Raw genomic sequence first — 23,268 nt, forward strand, 5'->3', positions numbered from 1 at the left:
CGAGACATATTCAATGCATAACAAATTGATGTATTGCGCCGCTGGTCTGGCGCTGTTGTCCACTTCCCCGGCCTGGGCGGCGACCCTACCGGCACGCCCGATCCCCGACGCGGGGCGCATCCTGCAAGAACTGCCGATTCCTCAACAGGAACTGCCGCAAAGCATTCGCCTGGACGTCGAGGCGCCGCAACCGGCGCAGGAAAAAGTCGGCGGCGCCAAGGTCCAGCTCAATGCCGTGCGTTTCACCGACAATACCCGTATCGACGAGGCCAGCCTGCAACGCGTCGTCGCGCCGGCCATTGGCAAGTCCCTTGATCTGGACGAGCTGCGGGAAATCGCCCGGCAGGTCACGCTTTACTACCGTGAGCACGGTTACCCGTTTGCACGCGCCTACCTGCCGGCTCAGCGCATGGCCAACGGCGAGCTGACCATCGCGGTGATCGAAGGGCGTTATGGCAAAGTCACTGCCGTCAACGACGATGCAAAACTGGCCGCGCAGGCGCAGCCCTTCCTGGACGACTTGCAGCCGGGCGACGTGATCGAGCGTGACCGCCTGGAGCGCAGCATTCTGGTTCTGTCCGACCTGCCGGGCGTGGCGGTTCGTCCGGTCATCCGCCCGGGTGACGAGCTCGGTACGGGCGACCTCGATGCCCAGGTGAGCAAAACCAAGGCCTTCGAAGGCAAGGCCACGCTGGACAACCACGGCAACCGGTATTCGGGGCGCAATCGCCTGACGGTACAAGGTGACTGGAACAGCCCGATGATGCTGGGCGACCGGCTGAGCGCCGCCGTGATGGCCACCGATGAGGAGCTGTATTTCGGCAGCCTCGGCTACTCGATGCCATTGGGAACCTCTGGCCTGCGCGGCAACGTGGGCTACGCCAAGAGCTCCTATGACCTGGGCGCTGAATTCGCCGACCTGGGTGCGACCGGTACCGCCGAAGTCAGCAGCGTCGGCTTGAGTTATCCGCTCGTTCGCAGCAATCAGGCGAACCTAATGCTGGCCGGGCAGTACCAGCACAAGGATCTAGAAGATAAGTACGAAGTACTGGGCCTGAGCTTTGAAAAAAGCAGCGACTCGCTGCCCATCAGCCTGCAGTTCGATGTAAGGGACACCTTGCTCGGCGGCGGCATCACCTACGGCGGCGCGACGCTGACCTACGGTGACTTGAAACTCGATTCCGCCCTGCGCGAGGGCGACCGTCAGACCGCCCAGACCGAAGGTCAATTCAGCAAGGTGAACGTCGACCTTGCCCGCCTGCAAGCGCTGCCCGCCAACTTCACGCTGTTCGCCCGGTTCCTCGGCCAATGGAGCCAGGACAACCTCGATTCCTCCGAAGATTTCAGCCTCGGTGGCATCGATGGGGTGCGGGCTTATCCACAAAGCGAAGCCTCGGGCGACGAAGGCATGCTGACCCAGATCGAGCTTCGCTACCCCATCGACAAGCTGACGCCTTACCTGTTCTGGGACGCCGGCAAAGTGCGCATCAACCACGACGAGTGGGCTGATGAGGAAAACACCCGCAGCATCTCCGGCGGCGGTGTGGGTTTGCGCGCTCAGTACGGCCCGCTCTCGTTCGACGCAACGGTCGCCTGGCGTCACTCCGGCGGTGAAGCGCAAAGCGACACGCGTCAGGAAAACCCACAACTGCTGGCCCAGATTGGGTACCAGTTCTAACCAAACGCCGCTCATTCAAGGTAGTCAACAAACCCGTGGCGAGGGAGCTTGCTCCCGCTGGGCTGCGCAGCAGGCCCTGCAGTTCGGCACAGTTAGTCGACCATATCTCGTTTGTGGCGAGGGGATTTATCCCCTCGCCACATGTCTATGCCCCCCAACTACATCCCACCCCGAACGGCGTGACCGTTTATCGTCTGTTGAAAATTTGATAGCTTCAGTTCTCGCCCGCCCTGCCGTTATATCCATTTATTGCCGGCCCGATAGGTGATCTTCCGCCGGCAGTTTCGCGACAGAGAGCTGGCTAAACACAACAAGAGACCTGGCGAATGGACAACGGACGATACGCAAGGCAGGCAGCGACGGCGGAGGGCACGGCGGTGTCCGAGCCCGTGCCGCATATCCTGCTGATCGATGATATCCCCGAAGACATCCGCGCCACGCTCATCCTCTTGAAGGCCCAGCCCTGGCGCATTTCCCTGGCCAGCGACGCCTATCAGGGCTATCAACGGGCACTTGCGCTGCGCCCGGACCTGATCGTCCTGGATGTGCACATGCCACAAATGGACGGCTTCAGCCTGTGCAGGCTGTTGCGCGAGGCACCGGCCACCCGGCATATCCCGATTCTGTTCCTGTCTTCTGCAAATACCTCATTGGAACGATTGGAAGGGCTGACCGTGGGCGCCGTGGACTACATCCCCAAATCCTGCGCCCCCGAAGAAGTGCTGGCGCGCATCAAGATCCACCTGCAGCTGACTTGGCGCGCACCACCAACCGTCCAGGAAAGTCCGGCCGATCCGGAGCCGCAGGGTGATGAAATCGTGCTGCGCGCGGCCATGCGACTGATAGAAAACCAGTTGGACGACATGCCGTCCCTGGGCATGCTCGCGCAAAAAGTCGGCACCCATGAGAAACGCCTCTCCGCCATTTTTCGCGAGCATCTCGGGCTGACCGTGTTCGCCTATATTCGCGACGCGCGATTGCGGCGCGGCCAGGATCTACTGTGCGAAAGCGCCATGAGCGTGCAGGATGTCGCCGAACTGGTGGGCTTTCGCAGCGCCTGCAACTTCACCACGGCCTTCCGCCAGCGAATCGGCATGACGCCCAGCCAGTTTCGCCAGCAAACCCTGGGCATCGTTGAAACCGAGTCGGCCGGGCGCACCTGATGCGGCTTCTTCAGTTTCTATTGCTGACCATTACATTGTTATCCACAGGCCTGCTGCGTGCGGCACCTGTGGATATCTGCCGCGCCGACTCTCTGAACCTGATGTCCGTCGTGCGGATTCTCGAAGACACTCAGGCACGCCTGAGCCTGGAAGAAGTCGCTCGGCTGCCAGACACGCAGTTCAAAGCCGCCACCCCAAGCTGGCCGACGCAGGGCTACAGCCGCTCCGCCTTCTGGTTGAAATTACGGCTGACCAATTCGAGCGATGCGGCGTGTTCGCGCTTGCTGGTGGTCGGGGCGCCGCGCCTGGAAGACATCCGCGTCTACCAACCGGGGTACGAGGCACACGGCGGCGGCGCCTATCCCCTGGCCGAATGGCCTCAACCGGCGGCGCGTCAGCCGGCGTTCCCAGTGTCGTTGGCGGCGGGGCAGAGCACCACGGTGTTCGTCCGGGTGGCGAGCAACTTCCAGATGCTGCTGGAGCCGGAACTGTGGTCCGAACCGGCGCTGCTGCGCAGTCAGCAACAGACGTACCTGAGCGACGGGCTCTCCCTCGGCATTGTCCTGCTGGTCGTGCCGTTCGGCTTTATCGTCGGCTGGATCCTGCGCTCCCGGCTGCTGATGGTGAACGCGGGTGCGGTACTGAGCTACATCCTGCTGACCTGCATCCTCAACGGTTACCTGATCTACTGGCCGTCGGCGCTGGGCTGGATGCGCGAGCTGCTGACCTGCGCCAGCGCGCTCTCGTTCGTACTGTTCCTGGCGTACTTCCGCGTACTGTTGCAGGTGTCCCAGCTGCCCAGGATCATCGGCTGGAGCTATTGGGTGCCGCTGCTAGGTTGTGTCTTCGGCCGACTTTGGTGGTTGAAGATCGATGCGGTCCAGGGCGCGCAGATCGTTCAGGTCTTCCTGATGAGTTTCTACGGCGTGTTGTTCGCTACGTTATTCATGGCGTGGCGCAGGCGGCTGAGCTACAGCTGGATGGCATGGCTGGTGCCCGGGCTCTTGGTGGGGCAACTGCTGATGCGGATTTTCTTCCCCCAGGAACAATTGCCCTGGCAGTCGCCGGAAAGCAAGTACAGCTTGTCTTCCACCTTGGCGGGCGTGGTGTTGCTGGTGTGCACCTTGATCATGGAAGTGGCCCGCAGCCGCAACCGGGAAAAGCACGCGCTGTCGACCCTCGAACAGCAGCGCCAGGCAGAGCACGAGCGCCTGGAAAGCACCGTGGCCCTGCGCACCTCGCAGTTGCGCGACTCCCTCGCGGCTCGCAGCGCATTGATGGCGCGGATCAGCCACGACCTGCGCTCGCCACTGGTGCGCATCATCGACTATGCGCGCCTGCTACACGGCGGGCCGAATCGCGACTACCCGGCGACGATCGAGCGCAACGCCCGTCAACAACTGGAGCTGATCGACGAGATGCTCGAGTTCTCCCAGGGCGAGCTGGAGCAGATGCAACTGACCCTCGCGCCGGGCTATCTGTACGGCTTTCTCCAGGAAATCGCCGACGAGGCGGGCTTTCTCGCCGCGCGCCAGGGCAACAGCTTTAACGCGGTAATGGCCCAGGATCTGCCGCCCCTGGTGGAGGCCGACTTCAAGCGGCTTCGGCAGGTGTTGATGAACCTTCTGGCGAACGCGGCGAAGTTCACCCGCAACGGCCAGATCCGTTTCGAAGTGGGCTGTTGTCCGGGAGCAACCGCCGACACCGTGGAGCTGCGCTTCAGCGTGATCGACACCGGCATCGGCATCGACCCGCAAGAATTCGAACAACTGCTGCAACCGTTCCGCCGTGGCCGCAACGCCCAACGCTACGAAGGCAGCGGGCTGGGGCTGTCCATCGTCACCCAATTGCTGGAACGCATGGGCAGCCGTCTCGAACCCCAGGCCACGGGGCAGGGCAGCCACTTCAGTTTTCGCCTGCAACTCAAATGCGCCCAAGAAGATGACCTGGAAAACGGCATCGTCGATAACAACATCACGCCGCTCGATGGCCAGGGCAAACACGTGTTGCTGGTGGACGACATCGAACAAAACAGCGAATGGCTCTATGACCTGCTGGCCGGTTACGGTTTCGATGTGAGCATGGCGGCGAGCGGCGGAGATGCCTTGGCTTGCCTGGCGGAACAGCCAATCGACCTGCTGATCAGCGATCAGATGATGCCTGGGATGGACGGTTGGGAACTGCTGCGACACGTGCGTGCCCGTGAGCATGATCTACCGGTGATGCTGTACTCAGCGGTCCCGCCACACAGGCCGGAGAGTTTCCCACAAGACCTGGCCTTCGACGCGGTACTGCTCAAGCCCGCCGACAGCCGCGAATTGCTGGCGCGGATCAAGACGCTGGTTTGCCCGGACACGGTGGTGCATCGCGTAATGGCTCGGGAGTTCTAGGATGCCGGGGCTGGGTTACCGGCTGCTCTTGCTCGGCAGCCTTTGCGCGTTGCCCTGGGCGTCGGTGAATGCCGCGCCGGAGACGCCCGGCGCCCTCACGCTCGACGCAACCACCGTCACCGCTCGCCGCCGCGAAGAAGACCCGCAAGACGTGCCGATCCCGATCAACGTCCTCTACGGCGATCAGCTGGACGAAGCCGGCCTGCATCGTCTGCAAGACATTCAACAACGGGTGCCGGGCCTGGTGGTGTCCGGCCACGATGCCCGTTATGCCGGTTTCGGCCTGCGCGGCTTCGGCGCGACCGCCTACAACGATGGTCTGGAAGGCAGCGTCGGCACCTACGTCGATGGCGTTTACCAGGCACGTCAGGGCATGGCCTTCACCGAGTTGATGGACATCGAACGCATCGAAGTGTTGCGCGGGCCGCAAGGCACCTTGTTCGGCAAGAACACCACCGCGGGCGCGCTGAACATCGTCACGCGCCAGCCGACTTTCCAGCCCGAAGCCAACCTCGAAGCCAGTTACGCCGAGCGCGGTCTGCGGGAATATCGCGGCACCGTCTCCGGGCCGCTGCAAGACGGCGTTCTCGCCGGGCGGCTCAATGTCTTCGACGGCTCCAGCGAGGGCGCCGTGGAAAACCTGCACGACGGCAGCCGCCTCGGCGACGCCGACAGCCAAGGCCTGCGCGGCCAGTTGCTGTGGACGCCGAACAGCGACTTCAGCGCCCGCCTGATCGCCGACTACGCCGAGCAGAACGAAGCCGGCAATGTCCTGTTGGTCAATCACTACAGCGAGCAAACCCGCAAGCGCGCCAAATTCCTTGGCTATCCGCTGGCGGAGCCCGACCCTTACCAACGGGAGAACCGCATCGACGCGCCGGGTCGCCCGCGAACCCTGCAGAACGGCGTGTCACTGGAATTGAATTGGGACTTGGACGAGGCGATGCGCTTCACCAGCATCACCGCCTACCGCGACTGGGACTACCGCGCCGGCCGCGACGGTGACAGCACCGCGCTGGCGGTGGCCCAATCCGAAACCGAGTTGGGCCATCGGCAGTTCAGCCAGGAATGGCGGCTGTCTGGCACGGCCGGCTCGTCCGTCGATTATGTCGCCGGGCTCTATTACCTGCGCCAACAGCTCGACCGCCAGATCGACGCCGAATTCGGCCCGGACGCCGCGCCCTGGTTCGTTGGCGATCAACTGGAGGCACTGCAAAAAATCTTCGGCATCACGTTTACCGATCCGAGTCAGGTGCCTTCCGTGCTGCTCGATGGCGCTCGGCAGCGTTATGACGGCGAGCAGAAGGGCGACAGCCGCGCGGTGTTCGGTCAACTTTCCTGGCGTCCGATCGACCCGTTGGAACTCACCGGCGGCCTGCGCTACAGCCAGGAGCGCAAGGACGGCTGGATCTCCCGCGACGTCAGCAACCTTGCCCCGCTGAACGGCTTACCCCCGGTGTTCCAGGTGGGCGGGCAATTGCTGCGGGACATCGCCCTCGGCGGTACTTATTACCGTGAAGACTCCATAAAAGAAAACAACGTCTCCGGCCTGCTCAGCGCGAGCTATCGCTTCAGCGATGCCGTGATGGGCTACGTCAGTTGGTCGCGGGGCTACAAGGCCGGCGGCATCAACTTCGACGTGATCGGCCCGTTCACCGAGCCCACCTTCGAGCCGGAACGCGCCACGTCCCTGGAGGTGGGCATGAAGACGCAGTTCTGGGATCAGCGCGCATTGCTCAATCTTGCCGTCTACCAGACCGACGTCGATGACTACCAAGCGCTCACCTACAGCCCGCCGACATCGCTGTTCGCGCCGCCGCTGCGGGACAACCTGATCAACGTCGGCAAAGTCCGCTTGCGCGGCATCGAATTCGATTCCGCGTGGCAACTCACCTCCCAACTCACCGGGCGCCTGGGCGTGGCCTGGAGCGACGCGCGCTACCGCAGCTTCCCCAACGCCCCGTGCCCACCGGCCTCGGGTCAATGGACCTGCGACCTCAGCGGCGAGCGCCTCTACAACGCGCCGGAATGGAACCTGAGCAGCGGCCTCGACCACACCCACCCGCTGCCCTATGGCCTGGAACTCTACAGCGGCGTCGACTACAGCTTCCGCACCGGTTACTACGGCACCCTCGAAGGCGGCGAAGGCAGCTATCAACCCAGCTACGGTCTCACCAACCTGCGCCTGGGCATGCGCAGCCAGGATCGCGCCTGGGAAGTCGAAGGCTGGGTGCGCAACGTGTTCGATCGCAACTACATCACCGCCGTCTACTCACTGCTCGGTGCCGGCGACTACGGCGTCATGACCGGCAGCGAACGCACCGTCGGCACCACCGTCAGGTTTCGTTATTGACCGAAAGGCAGCGGGTCGGACAAAACGCCAGGCGATTACCGCCGGCCTTTTTCGACAGGTACATGGCCTGATCCGCCTTGCTGATCAGCCCATCCACCTCAAGCCCATGCTCCGGAAAAAACGCCACCCCGATACTCGCGGCAATCTCCACCGTCTGCGCGCCAATCAGGATCGGCGCATTGGCCGCCGCCAGCATCCGCTTGAGCATCGGCTCGCAATCCTCCACTTCCTGTAGCCCCACCAACCCGGCCACAAACTCATCCCCCCCAAGCCGCGCCAACGTATCGCCCTCGCGCAACGTCGCATTGATCCGCGCCGCGACAATCTGCAACACCCGATCCCCCCAGTCATGCCCATAACTGTCGTTCAGCGCCTTGAACCCATCCAGGTCGATAAACGCAATCGCCACCTTCTGCTGATGAACCCGCGCCTTGCCCAACGCCTGCCGCATCCGCTCGGCCAACAACAACCGATTGGGCAACTGCGTGAGCGCGTCATACCGCGCATCCCGTTCCAGCAGCTGCAAGCGCTGCTTCATCTGCGTCATGTCGCTGAACAGCGCCACGTAGTGCTGAACATTGCCGTGACGGTCATGCACCGCACTGATGCTGATCCTCGACGTCATCTCCCGGCCATCTTTATGGTTGGTCTGAATCTCACCGGACCAATGCCCGTGGAAATCCAGCGCGTTCTTCATCGGCGCGTAAAACGCGGTGAGGCGACGGACCATGCGATGGGAGTTCAGCTCATGGCCCTGAATCTCTTCCTGACCATAACCGGTGAGCCGCGTGAAGGCCTCGTTCACGGCGATGACGCGGCCGAAGGGATCAACGAGGATGATGCCTTCGCGGGCATGGCAGAACACGGTGGTGGCCAGCTCTGGGCACAGGGTGTTGAGGTGACGGTCCAGGGCGGCTTCGTCGCGGGTGGCGGGCCATGTATTGGAATCGAAGCCTTGCAGGGCCAAGTAGCGGACCAGGGAAGAGAGCGATTTGTGCAGGCGGGTCAGGGCATTCGTGGCGAGCCTGGAGTTCAGGCAATAGCTGCGAATGAAGGTGTGTAGGTTCATGGGAGGGACGCGGTGCTCGGTTGTAGCGCTTGGGGTGGGTGAAGCGGGGGATTATTGAGGTGGGGGGGCGGTGGGGTGTTTGCTGGAGGGGATGGGGGCTTTGCGGGAGGGGATGGATGGGGAAGATTTTCTTGGAGGTAAGGATGCGCGCAGCGATCAAGCTAAGGGGAGTCGCTGCGCGCGACGTTTCATTAGTCCAGTACAACAATGCCATTCTGGGGAACGTTCACGAACGGCAACGCGCTGCATCGCTGATGATGGGCTTCAAGGGCCAGTGCCTCATACCAATGCAGATAGCCATTCAACATGTGTTTGGGGATGTTTGAATTACGCAGCGGAAAGAACGCGATGGACAATTGGTCTTCTTTTTGTTCATGCCAGCGCCAGCCAGCCGAATGGCCACGAGCCCGGGCTCCCCAAAGCCCTGCGGACCAGGCAAATTGGCCCATGCGAAACTTGAAACTGCTCGTTTGCCCAATGTATTGGACGGTTGGATTGTCAGGAGAGGCCTTCCCGGTCGCTCTCCAGGCAATGCAGTAGACGCCCTTCGCAGCAACCATCTGTGCGAGAACGGGGTCCACACCGGTGGATTTCTTGCCGACCCCGGGCCAGAAGCAATTACTGATTTCTGCCCAGGGGTACCAGCCTGCCCCATGCGCCTCAAGATCAAACAGCTCGGGAACTTTCATGGTGATTCGTCCTTGATCGATCAGATTGAAGTGAAGGCAGGATACTGAGATTGATGTCTTAGTGCCATTATTTAGCTGAGGGCTTGGTTTTGGCTGCGGTTGCTGGTCAGACAGGCACGGAGAGTTAGCTGCACGAAACGGAGTCAATTAACATGGCGGCCTCGTTCAATACTTGGTTTCCCTTTATGCAGTCTCTCGAAAATACGCTGCTTTCTTACGCCACACAGCACCTGCCAGGACTTCCCCATATCTACACTTGGAAGTTTGATATCGCGCTCGTCCAGCATTCGTTTGAATGGGAGATTGGTGGCTCGAACTGGTACGAAAAAACGTGCGCACTGAAGCGGCATGCCTCCCTGCAATGGGGTTCGTCACCCGAGCAACGGATGGCACTTGCGGACTACGCGGTGCGAGTTTGGGGCGGTGTCAAAAGAAATGCACCTGCGACGATGCAGGGCTACGTTCAGATCGTGTCGCAGGGCCAAGTGCCGATAAATCACAAGGGAATCGCCTCATGGTCGAAGGTGGCGGCGTTCTCGAATCCAAACGAGCATGCCATCTTCGATGCGCGGGTTTCGTTTTCCCTGAATGTTCTTCAGATGCTTCACGGTGATGAGCAACGCTGGTGGTTTCCGCACTTGGCGGGTCGAAACACGCAGCTTAACGCCTGCTGGCCACGCTTGAAGAGCCAGGCGCGGCAACAGGGTTGGCTTCGAATCGCAACGACCGATGTCTACTCGACCTATATTGGTTTACTGATGAGCGTCTCCCGAAAACTCAAGGTCGAGATAGGAGACGTTGAGATGCTGCTCTTTTCAAAGGCGGAAGATTTTGCTTCGGCGTTTAACGAGGCCTATCCCTCTCCTTAAAGACTAAAGTGTCCGAAAGGGGACAGATCTATTTATTACGCTGCTCAGTTGATTAAACGCCGAACCCCGTGGCGAGGGAGCTTGCTCCCGCTGGGCTGCGCAGCAGCCCCTCTTCATCCATCGGCCAGCCGCTCACCCCAGCCAAATGAAGCCCTGTCAGTAAAGCCCGACAGAAACCGCCACGAAGCCCCGCCAGCCCACAGCGCCTTGCGCCTTTGCCTACAACTACGCCAGAATCCGCCGGCTTGTGCGCCTGGGGTTGCGTCGGTAGTTTGGGATCTGTCACTGCTCATCAGTGATCGGGTTTAGTCGCCCGTCGTTGCTAAGTCGCTCAAGCGTCCATCAGTCAGGTATCCCCATCCCTGCACTCGATGGTGGCTGTGCGCAGGGCGCCTCCGGGCGCGCCGATTTCTTAGCTCGTCGGTCGACTAACCTGCGCATAGCTGCCTCCCAATCGTTTAGTCGCGAACGGGTCGTAGCCTCAACCAAAAGAGAGCTAGGACCATGGTCAAAATTACACCGAACCCCCCAGTTACCGATGAACACGTCTCCCGTGCTCAGTCTGCCCGCAACAAGAAAATCGACGACGCTGCCACGCGAGCGTTGGATTGTTATCTGAAACCCAAGCCTAAGAGCGAAACATCGGACAAGACCGACTCCATTTTACGGATTGATCCGAATGTGGATTCTGAGTGTTTGCTGGCGAATCTCAGTGAGAATTTGGCTTCGGCGAACGCGATGATCAGTGACTTGGCGTTTGATCTGGATGGATCGCGGCGACGTGTTGCGTTGGGGATTTTGCAGGTGATTGAGGTAAGTGAGCTGTTGGCGAATCGGGCGTTGGATATTGTTGAGGTGAGGTAGCCGAGGCGTTCGCCTCGGCAGGAAAGGTCTTGCGCAGCAGACCTTTCCTGCCGCCTGACGGGAGCATCAAAGCACACTTAAGACCTGCAGTGTGTGTGGAAAGACCAGAGTCGTTTTGATCTGGGCGATGATGTAACGAAGAATCACTGAGGCGCGCTTTGCATTAAATGAGTGGACTGAAAGGCCCGTGGCGTACTGCCTGTTATTTTTCGAAAGGCCGCCACATAGGCTGCTGCACTCGCAAACTGCAAAGTATGTGCAACCCATTTGACGGACCGATTCGATGCCAGCAGATCCAGCGAGGCAACGATGCGCGCCCGTTGGTGCCATGTGCGATAGTTCAAGCCCACTTCCGCGCTAAAGCGCCGCGTAAAGGTGCGTTCGGACATGGCCGCACGATACGCAATTTCAGATATCGACCAGTGCCACTGATTGCCTGAAATCAGCTCCATCAATGCCGCGCGCAGCCGCTCGTTAGTCGGCATCGGCAAGTGTGTCGGTAGGCAGGCCGCTTCACCCAATGCATGCAGTAATAACTGCACCATCAATTCGCGCATCTCACCCTGGCGCGGCTGTTCGAACAAGCCCAGTACCAGTTCCCTGATCAGGCTGGATGCCACGACCGCGTGCACTCGTTGCAACGCGCGAAGCCGGCGACTTCGGTGAACAATGCCGGGTGAAAATACACCGTTCGCATCTCAACATCCGACAGGATTTGAATGGCATGGGGTTGATGCGGCGGTATCCACAACGCCCGTTGCGGTGGAACCGTCCAGCGACTTTGCTGTGTTTCAACCAACATCGTGCCGCGCAACGCAAACACCAATTGCCCGGTCTGGTGCTCGTGCGAAGGCAACACAGCGCCGCGCTCATGCCGCTTCGCTAACAGGCGAAACTCGGCGGGCTCGGGATGGCGCGTCAGCGATATTTTTTGGCTGATGGAGTCTGACATGCCAAACATACTATAGGACTCTGACCACTCGAATCGAGGCCATCATGCACCGTGACTCTGCTCTTGTTCACCTGGGCCGCACCAGCGCCGCAGCGGTTCATGCGGTGAACCCACCCTTGGTACGCGCCTCAACAGTAGTGTTTGAAACCCTGGAGGAATATCGGCATTCGTACCAGGGCAGGGTTTTCGAATCGTCACGTTATGGGCGCTCGGGCACGGTCACCACGTTTGAGTTACAAGAGGCCATGGCACGTCTTGAAAATGCCGAAACCTGCATCGCCACCTCCAGCGGTTTGAGCGCTATCGCCGCAGTGTTAGGCGCACATGCGGGACCGGGAAAACATATCCTGGTCTACAACGGCGTGTATGGTCCGACCCGAGTATTTTGCGAGCAATCGCTGACAGCACTTGGCACGAAGATCAGCTTCTTCAACGACAGCGCCGAAGTCGGCCAACTGATCGACGACAAGACGAGCCTAGTCTTCATCGAAGTGCCTTCATCGTTGACGATGCAGATGCTGGACATCACGCAAGTGTGCGCGGCGGCCCGTGAACGGGGCATACCGGTTGCCTGCGACTCAACGTGGGGCTCACCGATGTACTTCAACGCCCATGCGCTGGGGATCGATATTTCGATTCATGCGGCTACCAAGTTCATCAACGGCCACTCAGACGTCATTCTCGGCCTGGTGACCGGCGCTTACTCAACGTTGGACACGACGCGCAAATGGTGTGACCGCCACGGCTCGCATGCCTCCCCGGATGCGTGCTGGCTCACCCTGCGCGGATTGAGAACACTCGCCGTGCGCATGCCCCGGCATCAAGCCAGTGCAATCGAAGTGGCTAAATGGTTAAGTGCACATTCGAAGGTCAAACGCGTGATGTTTCCAGTATTGGCCTCCGATCCCGGGCACGCCCTCTGGAAAAGACAGTTTTCCGGTGGCGCCGGGCCCTTTACCTTCGAACTGCAACCTTGCAATGAAGCCGCATTTGAACGCTTCATCAACGCGTTGAAATTGTTTGGCCTAGGCACCAGTTGGGGCGGGTATGAAAGTTTGGTCATGCCCGCCATTTCACACGAACTGCGCTCGATCAAGACGCTCCCTGACGAGGGGCGGCTGGTTCGTTTACACATTGGGCTCGAGCATGCGCCGGATCTGTGTGCGGATCTGGCCCAGGCGTTTGATCGGATGGAGGGATGAGCCGGAAAACGCTTCTTTTGAAAGGTCTGACAGTCCTGGCTCACAGAGCCCGCAAGCCCCACGAGCGAGCGCGCTCACAATCGCAGCGGAGATCCAGAAGAGCATTGCCAGGTTGCTCACCATCCGCCGGATGCGTTACCACGCGGAGCGTGGGAACGAGCGCTGGGGTTTATACAATATCTTTCACATAAGCGTTAAGCGCGATGAGCGGACCGTGAAGGTCGTCTATCTTTTGCGCTGAGCTGAAATCCGTAGCCAAACGGTGCAGCTCTCGGCCCAGCACTGTATCCACCCCACCAATCGCCCCCAACGCCAAATCCAGGCATCGACTGATTTCGCCCTGAATCCCGGCCACATCGCCCCGCCGCACCAACAACCCAAAAACCTCCCGATCACAATCCCCCATCAACGGATCATCCCGCAGGATCGGGCTGTGGCCTTCCGTCTCATAAGCCAGCTTGAGGGAGTAAAGAGCGACCGTTTCCAGCAGCAATTCCATGGGGTGAAATCCTTTGTGACTGGGTGAGGAGGGGTGGGGGTGAAGGTTCATGGCTTGGCGAGTGCTAGTCGGAGTATCGGTGTGGGGGAGTGACTATTTTGTGAGCGCTTTGCGCTCAAGCGGGAGCAAGCTCCCTCGCCACGGGTTTTTCCCTGTTTCCTGTCTTCCTTATTGCAGGGTTCTTTCTCGCCACTGGGCTGGTATTTGGGGCTGCTTTGCAGCCCAGCGGGGATAAATCCCCTCGCCACAACAGCGGGCGCCCTGGGTGAGATTTCGCATCGATCATGGGCCAAACCACTTTCTTGCAGACGAAAAAAAAGACCTTGAATTTCAAGGTCTTTCTTTAAGATGGTGCCCCGAGGGAGACTCGAACTCCCACTCCTTTCGAAAACGGATTTTGAATCCGCCGCGTCTACCAATTCCGCCATCAGGGCTCAATGGCGGCGAAGTATAGAGAGGTGCCTACCGTTGGTCAATCACGTTTCATGGTGAATTTTTAATATTTCCGCTAGACTTTCCGGCCCTGCTAGACGAACCCCATCATGCGTGTTGCTGACTTTACCTTCGAACTCCCGGATTCGCTGATCGCTCGCCACCCGCTGGCCGAGCGGCGCGCCAGTCGACTGTTGACCCTGGACGGGGTCAGCGGTGCCATGGCTCACCGTCAATTCACTGATTTGCTCGAGCATTTGCGTCCGGGCGATTTGATGGTGTTCAACAATACCCGGGTGATTCCGGCGCGGTTGTTCGGCCAGAAGGCCTCCGGTGGCAAGCTGGAGATTCTGGTGGAGCGGGTGCTGGACAGTCATCGCGTGCTGGCCCATGTGCGGTCGAGCAAGTCGCCCAAGCCGGGCTCGTCGATTTTGATCGACGGCGGCGGTGAGGCGGTGATGGTGGCGCGGCACGATGCGTTGTTCGAGCTGGAATTTGCCGAAGAGGTGTTGCCGCTGCTCGACCGTGTCGGGCACATGCCGTTGCCTCCTTATATAGACCGCCCGGACGAAGGTTCGGACCGCGAGCGCTATCAGACCGTATACGCCGAGCGCCTGGGGGCGGTGGCGGCGCCGACGGCGGGGCTGCATTTTGATCAGCCGTTGCTGGAGGCGATTGCGGCCAAGGGCGTGGAGACGGCGTTCGTGACGCTGCACGTCGGCGCCGGCACGTTCCAGCCGGTGCGCGTGGAGCGCATCGAAGACCACCACATGCACAACGAATGGCTCGAAGTGAGCCAGGAAGTGGTCGATGCCGTGGCGGCCTGTCGCGCGCGCGGTGGGCGGGTGGTGGCGGTGGGGACCACCAGCGTGCGGTCTCTGGAGAGCGCTGCGCGCGATGGCGTGCTCAAGCCGTTCAGTGGCGACACCGATATCTTTATCTACCCGGGCCGGCCGTTTCATGTGGTCGATGCCCTGGTCACCAACTTTCATTTGCCCGAATCCACGCTGTTGATGCTGGTTTCGGCCTTCGCCGGTTACCCCGAAGCCATGGCCGCCTACAAGGCCGCCGTCGAGCATGGGTACCGCTTTTTCAGCTACGGTGATGCGATGTTCATCACCCGTAACCCCGCGCCACGCGGGCCCGAGGAAACCGTATGAGTCGCACCTGTCGCATGTCCTTCGAGTTGCTTGCCACCGATGGCAAGGCTCGCCGCGGACGCCTGACCTTCCCCCGCGGTACCGTGGAAACCCCGGCATTCATGCCGGTGGGCACCTACGGCACGGTCAAGGGCATGCTGCCGCGTGACATCGAGGCGATTGGCGCGGAGATCATTCTCGGCAACACCTTCCACCTGTGGCTGCGCCCGGGCATGGAAGTGATCAAGGCCCACGGCGACCTGCACGATTTCATGCAATGGAAAGGCCCGATTCTGACCGACTCTGGCGGTTTCCAGGTGTTCAGCTTGGGCGCGATGCGCAAGATCAAAGAGGAGGGCGTGACCTTCGCTTCTCCGGTGGACGGTTCCAAGGTGTTCATGGGGCCGGAAGAGTCGATGCAGGTGCAGCGCGACTTGGGCTCGGACATCGTGATGATCTTCGACGAATGCACGCCGTACCCGGCCGATGAAGACGTGGCGCGGGTGTCCATGGAGCTATCGTTGCGCTGGGCCCAGCGTTCGAAGAATGCCCACGGCGAAAACACCGCGGCGCTGTTCGGCATCGTCCAGGGCGGCATGCACCGCGACCTGCGCATGCGCTCGCTGGAAGGCCTGGACAAGATCGGCTTCGACGGCCTGGCGATTGGCGGTCTGTCGGTGGGTGAACCGAAGCACGAGATGATCAAGGTGCTCGATTACCTGCCGGGGGAAATGCCCGCTGACAAACCTCGTTACCTTATGGGCGTTGGCAAACCGGAAGATCTGGTTGAGGGTGTGCGCCGCGGGGTGGACATGTTCGATTGCGTGATGCCAACCCGTAATGCCCGCAATGGGCATCTGTTCATCGACACCGGTGTGCTGAAGATCCGTAACGCGTTCCATCGCCATGATGATTCGCCGCTGGATCCGACGTGCGATTGCTATACCTGCCAGAACTTCTCCCGCGCTTATCTGCATCATTTGGACAAGTGCGGCGAAATGCTCGGCAGCATGCTCAATACCATCCACAATTTGCGCCATTATCAGGTGCTTATGGCTGGTTTGCGCGAGGCTATCCAACAGGGTACATTGGCCGCCTTTGTCGAGGCCTTCTATGCCAAGCGCGGGTTGCCTGTTCCGCCTTTGGACTGAGTTTTCCGATCCCTAGATTCAATACTTGCAACTGGAGTGCTAAATGAGCTTTTTTATCTCTAACGCCATGGCCGATGCCGCTGCACCTGCAGCTGCGCCAATGGGTGGCGGTTTCGAGTGGATTTTCCTGGTCGGCTTCCTGGTCATCTTCTACCTGATGATTTGGCGTCCACAGGCCAAGCGCGCCAAAGAGCAGAAGAACCTGCTCAGCAGCCTGCAAAAAGGTGATGAAGTGGTCACCACCGGCGGCATCGCCGGCAAGATCACCAAAGTGGCCGATGACTTCGTGGTACTGGAAGTGTCCGACACGGTTGAAATGAAGTTCCAGAAGGGCGCCATCGCGGCCACGCTGCCAAAAGGCACGCTGAAAGCGATCTAAGTAACAACTTCTCTTCAATCGACGGGGCGCGCAAGGCGCCCCGCGTCATAAGCGGGCGGCGTGATGCTGAACAAATACCCTCTGTGGAAATACCTACTGATCCTGGCGGTGCTGGCGGTCGGTCTGATTTATTCCGCTCCCAATCTTTACCCGGATGACCCGGCCATTCAGGTCAGTGGCGCAAGCACTGCGCTGCAGGTCACCCAGGCCGATCTGGACCGCGCGAGCGCTGCGCTCAAGGCGTCCAATATCGAGGTCAAGGCTGCGTCCATCGCCGAAAACGGCAAGGGCGGCCTGTTGCGCCTGGTCAAGTCTGAAGACCAGTTGCCGGCCAAGGACGTGGTGCGCAAGGCGTTGGGCGACGATTACGTTGTAGCCCTGAACTTGGCCCAGACCACCCCACAATGGCTGCGCAATCTCGGCGCCCACCCAATGAAGCTGGGCCTGGACTTGTCCGGTGGTGTGCACTTCCTGCTGGAAGTGGACATGGAAAAGGCCCTCGACGCACGCCTGAAAGTCTACGAAGGCGACGTCAAGAGCCTGTTGCGCAAAGAGCGCGTGCGCTATCGCAGCCTGCCGCAGTTCGAAGGTGCCATTCAGCTGGGCTTCAGTGATGAAGATACCCGCGAACAGGCCCGTGCGCTGGTCCGCAAGAATTTCAACGATTTCGACATTGTGCCGGCCGACCTCAATGGCCAACCGGTGCTGCGTCTGGCGATGACCCCGGCCAAGCTGGCGGAAATCCGCGAATACTCCATCAAGCAGAACTTGACCACGGTCCGTAACCGCGTCAACGAGCTGGGTGTGGCTGAGCCGATAGTGCAGCGCCAGGGCGCCAACCGCATCGTGGTCGAGCTGCCGGGCGTGCAGGACACGGCCGAAGCCAAGCGTATCCTCGGCAAGACCGCCAACCTGGAATTCCGCCTGGCCGCTGAGCCGGGTGCATCCAAGGCCACTTCCGAGAGCTTCGAGTTCCGTGAGGGCGGTCGTCCGGCGGCGCAGATCGAGCGTGGCCTGATCATCACCGGTGACCAGGTGACCGATGCCCAGGCGGGCTTCGACGAGCAAGGTCGTCCGCAGGTGAACATTCGCCTCGACGGCCACGGCGGCGAACTGATGAGCCGCGCCACGCGCAGCAACGTCGGTCGCAGCATGGCGGTGATCTTCATCGAGCAGAAGCCGACCACCACCTACACCAAGCAAGTGGTCAACGGTGTCGAGAAAGACGTACCGGTCCAGACCTTCAAGGAAGAGAAGAAGATCATCAGCCTGGCGACCATCCAGTCGCCGCTGGGCAGCCAATTCCGCATCACCGGCCTGAACGGCCAGGGCGAGTCCTCGGAACTGGCCCTGCTGCTGCGTGCCGGTGGCCTGGCCGCGCCGATGTACTTCGCTGAAGAACGCACCATCGGCCCGAGCCTGGGCGCCGACAACATCACCAAGGGTGTCGATGCATCCCTGTGGGGCATGCTGTTCGTGTCGCTGTTCATCATCGCCATCTACCGCTTCTTCGGCTTGATCGCCACGGTTGCGCTGGCGGTGAACATGGTGCTGCTGCTGGCCCTGATGTCCTTGCTGGGCGCCACGCTGACCCTGCCGGGTATCGCCGGTATCGTCTTGACCATGGGCATGGCGGTGGACGCCAACGTGCTGATCTTCTCGCGGATACGTGAAGAGATCGCCGCGGGCATGTCGATCCAGCGGGCAATCAACGAAGGCTTCGGCCGCGCATTCACTGCGATTATCGACTCCAACCTGACCACGTTGCTGGTCGGCGGGATTCTCTTTGCCATGGGCACCGGCCCGGTCAAAGGCTTCGCAGTGACCATGTCCCTCGGGATCTTTACCTCGATGTTCACAGCCATTCTGGTAACCCGTGCAATGGTCAACCTGATTTATGGTGGCCGTGACGTCAAGAAGTTGTGGATTTAAGGGGCTGACATGTTACGTACAATCAACTTCATGGGCGTCCGCAACATTGCGTTCGGCGTCACATTGTTCCTTACGGCCCTGGCGTTGTTCAGCTGGGCCACCAAGGGCCTGAACTACGGCTTGGACTTCACCGGCGGTACGCTCATTGAGCTGACCTACGAACGTCCGGCCGATGTCACCAAGGTGCGTGAGCAGCTGGCGACCTCGGGCTACAGCGACGCCGTGGTGCAGAGCTTTGGCGCCACCACTGATTTGCTGGTGCGCATGCCGGGTGAAGACCCGCAACTGGGCCAGCGCGTAGCGGATGCCTTGCAGAAGGCCGGTGGCGACAACCCGGCGGTGGTCAAGCGCGTCGAGTTCGTCGGCCCGCAAGTGGGTGAAGAACTGCGCGACCAGGGCGGCCTCGGCATGCTGTTGGCGTTGGGCGGCGTGATGCTCTACCTGGCTTTCCGCTTCCAGTGGAAGTTCGCGGTAGGCGCCATTGTCTCGCTGATCCACGACGTGATCGTGACCGTGGGCATCCTGTCGTTCTTCCAGATCACCTTCGACTTGACGGTGCTGGCGGCAGTGCTGGCGATCATCGGTTACTCGCTCAACGACACCATCGTGGTGTTCGACCGGGTGCGTGAGAACTTCCGTGTACTGCGCAAGGCGTCCTTGGTCGAAAATATCAACATCTCGACCACCCAGACCCTGTTGCGGACCATGGCGACGTCGATCTCCACCTTGTTGGCGATTGCCGCGCTGCTGTTCTTTGGTGGCGACAACCTGTTCGGTTTCTCCATCGCGTTGTTCATCGGTGTGATGGCGGGTACCTACTCCTCGATCTACATCGCCAACGTGGTGTTGATCTGGCTGAACCTGAGCACCGAGGATCTGATTCCTCCGGCCGCTACGGAGACCGAGGTGGACGACCGCCCGTAAGGCTCGGTTTTCCGTCCGTCACCGCTGAGAAGGCGCGAGTTGAACTCGCGCCTTTTTTTATGCTCCAAGGCTGGGAGAAGCGCGGATTATTCCGCTTGTGATGGTCAGGAGGTTCAAGTGAACAAATCGATGCTGGTTGGTGCGGTATTGGGTGCTGTCGGTGTAACAGCCGGTGGTGCGGTCGCCACCTACAGCTTGGTAAAAAGTGGCCCTGAGTACGCGCAAGTACTGGCCGTGGAACCGGTCAAGACCCAGATCAAGACTCCGCGTGAAGTGTGCAAGGACGTCACCGTGACTCGGCAGAAGCCCGTCCAGGACCAACACCAGATCGCTGGCACCGTGCTCGGTGCTGTGGCCGGTGGCCTGTTGGGCAACCAGATCGGCGGCGGCACCGGCAAGAAAATCGCCACGGTGGCGGGTGCGGCCGGCGGTGGTTATGCCGGTAACAAGATCCAGGAAGGCATGCAAGAACGCGACACGTACACTACCACCCAAACTCGCTGCAACACGGTCAATGACATCAGCGACAAGGTGGTCGGCTACGACGTCCGCTACATGCTCGACGGCAAGGAAGGCAAGGTCCGCATGGACCGCGACCCGGGCAACCAGATCCCGGTTAGCAAGGAAGGCCAACTGATCCTGGGCCAGAACGAACCGGCCCAGTGATCCAACCGCTATGAAAAAGCACCCTTTGGGGTGCTTTTTTCATGCCCACATTTTATGCCCATCCCAGATCCTCTGTGAGAGCGAGCCTGCTCGCGAAAGCTATATTCATATTCCAGATAAACCTGTGGCGAGGGAGCTTGCTCCCGCTGGGCTGCGCAGCAGGCCCAAGATCTTGCGGTCGCTGCGCACTGGAGCGCCAGCCCGGCCGAGCGGGAGCAAGCTCCCTCGCCACGGAGTGTTCACATCTGAACAGAGTGGTTTGAACAGGCAAAAAAAAGCACCCCGAAGGGTGCTTCTCTTGAGCCAAGCGGCTTAGCGCTTCAGCGAGGCCGGCAGGTGTGGCTGGATCGCCGTCAGCACAGCCTTGAAGCATTTGGTGTTGCCAGCAACGATGTGGCCTTTTTCAAGGAAGTCATGGCCGCCAGTGAAGTCGCTCACCAAGCCACCCGCTTCCTGGATCAGCAGAGCGCCTGCTGCCATGTCCCACTCTGACAGGCCCGACTCCCAGAACGCATCGAAACGACCGGCCGCGACATAAGCGAGGTCCAGGCTGGCGGCACCGGCGCGGCGGATGCCGGCGGTCTGGCCGACCAGGGCACGGAACATGCCCAGGTAGTTGTCCAGGTTGTCCATCTGGTCGTCACGGAACGGGAAGCCGGTACCCAGCAGGGCGCCGTCCAGGCTGGTGCGGCCGCTGACGCGCAGGCGACGACCGTTCAACTGGGCGCCACGGCCACGGCTGGCGGTGAATTCTTCCTGGCGAACCGGGTCCAGCACGACGGCGTGTTCCAGGCGGCCACGGTATTTGCAGGCGATGCTGACAGCGAAGTGGGGGATGCCGCGCAGGAAGTTGGTGGTGCCGTCCAGCGGATCGATGATCCACAGGTACTCTTCGCCTTCGATGCCGGTACCGGCGTGCATGCCGGTCTCTTCACCGCGGATAGAGTGGTTCGGGTAAGCCTTGCGCAGGGCGTCGACGATTTTCTGTTCGGCGGCGCGATCGACCTCGGACACGTAGTCCTTGGCGTCTTTTTCATCGACCTTGATGGTATCCAGGCGCTCGATGGAGCGGAAGATCAGTTCACTGGCGCTGCGGGCGGCGCGCAGCGCGATATTCAGCATGGGCTGCATGGATGTGTCACCTAAGGTTGTTAAAGAAAGCCGCGCATTCTATCAGAAAGTTTTCTCAGGAGAAGGTTGGTGTTCGCTTTCATAGCTTAACGGTAGGTGCTTAGGTAAGATTTGCTCCCTTTTATGTGTTCGAGAGCGCCTCCCTTGTTGCAGAACATTCGTGTCGTCCTGGTCAATACCAGCCATCCGGGAAATATCGGCGGAGCTGCGCGGGCCATGAAGAACATGGGCCTGTCGCGGCTGGTGCTGGTCGAGCCCCGTTCGTTTCCCCATCACGAAGCCGATGCCCGGGCATCCGGCGCCAACGACATCCTGGCCAACGCCGAGGTCGTCGCCACGTTGGAAGACGCCCTGGTGGGTTGCAACCTGGTGCTCGGCACCAGCGCCCGCGATCGCCGTATCCCGTGGCCGCTGCTCGATCCCCGCGAATGCGGCACCAAAGTGGTCGAGGAGGCGGGGCAGGGCGTGCAGATCGCTTTGGTGTTCGGCCGAGAAGATTCCGGCCTCACCAACGAAGAACTGCAGCGATGTCATTATCACGTGCATATCCCTTCCGACCCTGGATTCAGCTCGCTGAACCTTGGGGCGGCGGTGCAGGTGTTGAGCTATGAAGTGCGCATGGCCTGGCTGCAAGCCGAAGGCCAGCCCAGCAAGGTGGAAAAATTCGAGGCGACGTCGCCGCGCAGTGAGACACTGGCGACCATGGACGAACTGGAGCGATTCTATGAGCACCTGGAACAAACCCTGGTGGCCATCGAATTCCTCGACCCGGACAAGCCTCGACACTTGATGGCGCGCCTGCGTCGGTTGTACGGACGAAGCTCGGTGAGCCGGGCGGAAATGAATATATTGCGCGGCATCCTCACGGAAACCCAGAAAGCGGCCCGTGGCGAGCTGATTAAGCGGAAGGAATAAAATGTTCGAACGTTTGCGTGAAGATATCCAGAGCGTCTTTCATCGTGACCCGGCGGCGCGCAATGCCTTTGAAGTGTTGACCTGCTACCCGGGGATGCACGCCATCTGGATCCATCGCCTGTCCGGCGCCTTGTGGAACATGGGCTGGAAATGGCTGGCGCGGCTGGTCTCGAACTTCGGCCGCTGGCTGACCGGGATCGAGATCCATCCGGGCGCCAAGGTCGGTCGCCGGTTCTTCATCGATCATGGCATGGGCATCGTCATTGGCGAGACCGCCGAGATCGGCGACGACGTGACGCTGTACCAGGGTGTGACCCTCGGCGGCACCAGCTGGAACAAAGGCAAGCGCCACCCAACGCTGGAGGACGGCGTCGTCGTCGGTGCCGGCGCCAAGGTGCTCGGGCCGTTCACGGTAGGGGCGGGGGCGAAGGTCGGTTCCAACGCCGTGGTTACCAAGGCCGTGCCGCCTGGCGCGACCGTGGTGGGTATTCCGGGGCGGATCATCGTCAAATCGGATGAAGAGCAGGACGCACGGCGCAAAGCCATGGCCGAAAAGATCGGCTTCGACGCCTACGGTGTCGGCGAAGACATGCCTGACCCGGTCGCCCGTGCCATCAACCAGCTGCTGGACCATTTGCAGGCCGTCGATGGACGCCTGGAGGGGATGTGCGGAGCCCTCAAGGACCTGGGCAGTAATTATTGTGCCAAGGACCTGCCTGAGCTGCGCGAAGAAGACTTCGCGTGTGTGAAGGACAAGGATGAGACCCAGGCTGGCTGAAACCCTGCTGGCCTCATCGCGAGCAGGCTCGCTCCCACGCCTACAGCGGTGATCTCCTGTGGGAGCGAGCCTGTTCGCGGAGAACGGTAACGC

General features: G+C 60.6%; 21 protein-coding genes and 1 tRNA gene. 15 read left to right on the plus strand and 7 right to left on the minus strand.

Annotated features, from left to right (window positions below; all coding sequences use genetic code 11):
- Positions 1-13: 13 nt before the first annotated feature.
- The 4 genes from J3P81_RS04775 (at position 14) to J3P81_RS04790 (ending at position 7,584) form a co-directional block, all read left to right on the plus strand.
- Entirely contained in the window at positions 14-1,678 is a 1,665-nt protein-coding gene (locus tag J3P81_RS04775) for a ShlB/FhaC/HecB family hemolysin secretion/activation protein (protein ID WP_420764123.1), read from the plus strand.
- Between the two features lie 326 nt (positions 1,679-2,004).
- A complete protein-coding gene (locus tag J3P81_RS04780; protein WP_420764124.1) occupies positions 2,005-2,841 on the plus strand; it encodes a response regulator transcription factor in 837 nt (278 codons plus the stop codon).
- Entirely contained in the window at positions 2,841-5,231 is a 2,391-nt protein-coding gene (locus J3P81_RS04785) for a 7TM-DISM domain-containing protein (protein ID WP_434562407.1), read from the plus strand. Before J3P81_RS04780 ends, J3P81_RS04785 begins: the two co-directional genes overlap by 1 nt.
- Before the next feature lies 1 nt (position 5,232).
- The gene (locus tag J3P81_RS04790; protein ID WP_434562409.1) at positions 5,233-7,584 is read left to right on the plus strand and encodes a TonB-dependent receptor; all 2,352 of its coding nucleotides are present in this window, start codon (positions 5,233-5,235) and stop codon (positions 7,582-7,584) included.
- Here J3P81_RS04790 and J3P81_RS04795 read toward each other — a convergent pair.
- The gene (locus J3P81_RS04795) at positions 7,568-8,653 is read right to left on the minus strand and encodes a diguanylate cyclase domain-containing protein (protein ID WP_434562411.1); all 1,086 of its coding nucleotides are present in this window, start codon (positions 8,651-8,653) and stop codon (positions 7,568-7,570) included. The genes J3P81_RS04790 and J3P81_RS04795 overlap by 17 nt on opposite strands.
- Positions 8,654-8,844: 191 nt before the next feature.
- Positions 8,845-9,342, minus strand: coding sequence for a hypothetical protein (locus tag J3P81_RS04800; protein ID WP_434562413.1), 498 nt, complete (start codon positions 9,340-9,342; stop codon positions 8,845-8,847).
- Positions 9,343-9,494: 152 nt separating this feature from the next.
- Between J3P81_RS04800 and J3P81_RS04805 the strand changes: the two genes are divergently transcribed.
- Complete coding sequence (locus J3P81_RS04805; RefSeq protein ID WP_434562415.1) at positions 9,495-10,211, plus strand: hypothetical protein; 717 nt, start codon at positions 9,495-9,497, stop codon at positions 10,209-10,211.
- 504 nt (positions 10,212-10,715) lie between these two features.
- Positions 10,716-11,075: a DUF6124 family protein gene (locus J3P81_RS04810; protein ID WP_434562417.1), complete on the plus strand. Its 360-nt coding sequence runs from the start codon at positions 10,716-10,718 to the stop codon at positions 11,073-11,075.
- 143 nt (positions 11,076-11,218) lie between these two features.
- Here J3P81_RS04810 and J3P81_RS04815 read toward each other — a convergent pair whose 3' ends face one another.
- Both J3P81_RS04815 and J3P81_RS04820 read right to left on the minus strand, forming a co-directional pair.
- On the minus strand, positions 11,219-11,695 hold the full coding sequence (locus J3P81_RS04815; protein ID WP_434562419.1) for a helix-turn-helix domain-containing protein: 477 nt from the start codon (positions 11,693-11,695) through the stop codon (positions 11,219-11,221).
- Positions 11,680-12,027, minus strand: coding sequence for an AraC family ligand binding domain-containing protein (locus tag J3P81_RS04820; RefSeq protein ID WP_434562421.1), 348 nt, complete (start codon positions 12,025-12,027; stop codon positions 11,680-11,682). The genes J3P81_RS04815 and J3P81_RS04820 overlap by 16 nt, the downstream gene beginning before the upstream one ends.
- 44 nt (positions 12,028-12,071) lie before the next feature.
- Here J3P81_RS04820 and J3P81_RS04825 point away from each other — a divergent pair, with 44 nt between their 5' ends.
- Positions 12,072-13,229: a trans-sulfuration enzyme family protein gene (locus J3P81_RS04825; RefSeq protein WP_434562423.1), complete on the plus strand. Its 1,158-nt coding sequence runs from the start codon at positions 12,072-12,074 to the stop codon at positions 13,227-13,229.
- A 169-nt stretch (positions 13,230-13,398) separates the two neighbouring features.
- Here J3P81_RS04825 and J3P81_RS04830 read toward each other — a convergent pair whose 3' ends face one another.
- Together J3P81_RS04830 and J3P81_RS04835 are read right to left on the minus strand one after the other, a co-directional pair.
- Entirely contained in the window at positions 13,399-13,728 is a 330-nt protein-coding gene (locus J3P81_RS04830) for a hypothetical protein (protein WP_434562425.1), read from the minus strand.
- Between the two features lie 349 nt (positions 13,729-14,077).
- Positions 14,078-14,162, minus strand: a tRNA-Leu gene (locus J3P81_RS04835).
- 108 nt (positions 14,163-14,270) lie between these two features.
- On the opposite strand from J3P81_RS04835, the gene queA reads away from it, so the two are divergent.
- The 6 genes from queA (at position 14,271) to J3P81_RS04865 (ending at position 20,351) form a co-directional block, all read left to right on the plus strand.
- The gene (gene queA, locus J3P81_RS04840; protein WP_025211994.1) at positions 14,271-15,320 is read left to right on the plus strand and encodes a tRNA preQ1(34) S-adenosylmethionine ribosyltransferase-isomerase QueA; all 1,050 of its coding nucleotides are present in this window, start codon (positions 14,271-14,273) and stop codon (positions 15,318-15,320) included.
- Positions 15,321-15,334: 14 nt separating this feature from the next.
- Positions 15,335-16,450 (plus strand): tRNA guanosine(34) transglycosylase Tgt, encoded by a 1,116-nt coding sequence (tgt, locus tag J3P81_RS04845; protein WP_161951757.1) that lies wholly within the window; start codon positions 15,335-15,337, stop codon positions 16,448-16,450.
- A gap of 43 nt (positions 16,451-16,493) precedes the next feature.
- Entirely contained in the window at positions 16,494-16,829 is a 336-nt protein-coding gene (yajC, locus tag J3P81_RS04850; RefSeq protein WP_007956696.1) for a preprotein translocase subunit YajC, read from the plus strand.
- A gap of 63 nt (positions 16,830-16,892) precedes the next feature.
- Complete coding sequence (gene secD / locus J3P81_RS04855; protein WP_420764144.1) at positions 16,893-18,761, plus strand: protein translocase subunit SecD; 1,869 nt, start codon at positions 16,893-16,895, stop codon at positions 18,759-18,761.
- Positions 18,762-18,770: 9 nt separating this feature from the next.
- A complete protein-coding gene (gene secF / locus J3P81_RS04860; protein WP_420764145.1) occupies positions 18,771-19,685 on the plus strand; it encodes a protein translocase subunit SecF in 915 nt (304 codons plus the stop codon).
- Between the two features lie 117 nt (positions 19,686-19,802).
- Complete coding sequence (locus J3P81_RS04865) at positions 19,803-20,351, plus strand: glycine zipper 2TM domain-containing protein (protein WP_014336691.1); 549 nt, start codon at positions 19,803-19,805, stop codon at positions 20,349-20,351.
- A 312-nt stretch (positions 20,352-20,663) separates the two neighbouring features.
- On the opposite strand, the gene suhB is transcribed toward J3P81_RS04865, so the two are convergent.
- Complete coding sequence (gene suhB, locus J3P81_RS04870; protein WP_039592127.1) at positions 20,664-21,482, minus strand: type III secretion system regulator SuhB; 819 nt, start codon at positions 21,480-21,482, stop codon at positions 20,664-20,666.
- A gap of 144 nt (positions 21,483-21,626) precedes the next feature.
- Here suhB and trmJ point away from each other — a divergent pair, with 144 nt between their 5' ends.
- Both trmJ and cysE read left to right on the plus strand, forming a co-directional pair.
- Positions 21,627-22,397 carry a tRNA (cytosine(32)/uridine(32)-2'-O)-methyltransferase TrmJ gene (trmJ, locus tag J3P81_RS04875; protein ID WP_420764147.1) on the plus strand — a complete coding sequence of 257 codons (771 nt, stop codon included), beginning with the start codon at positions 21,627-21,629 and terminating at the stop codon, positions 22,395-22,397.
- Position 22,398: 1 nt separating this feature from the next.
- On the plus strand, positions 22,399-23,175 hold the full coding sequence (gene cysE, locus J3P81_RS04880) for a serine O-acetyltransferase (RefSeq protein WP_434562427.1): 777 nt from the start codon (positions 22,399-22,401) through the stop codon (positions 23,173-23,175).
- Positions 23,176-23,268: the final 93 nt, after the last annotated feature.

It is taken from the genome of Pseudomonas sp. R1-6 (assembly GCF_051132115.1).
Classification (GTDB): domain Bacteria; phylum Pseudomonadota; class Gammaproteobacteria; order Pseudomonadales; family Pseudomonadaceae; genus Aquipseudomonas.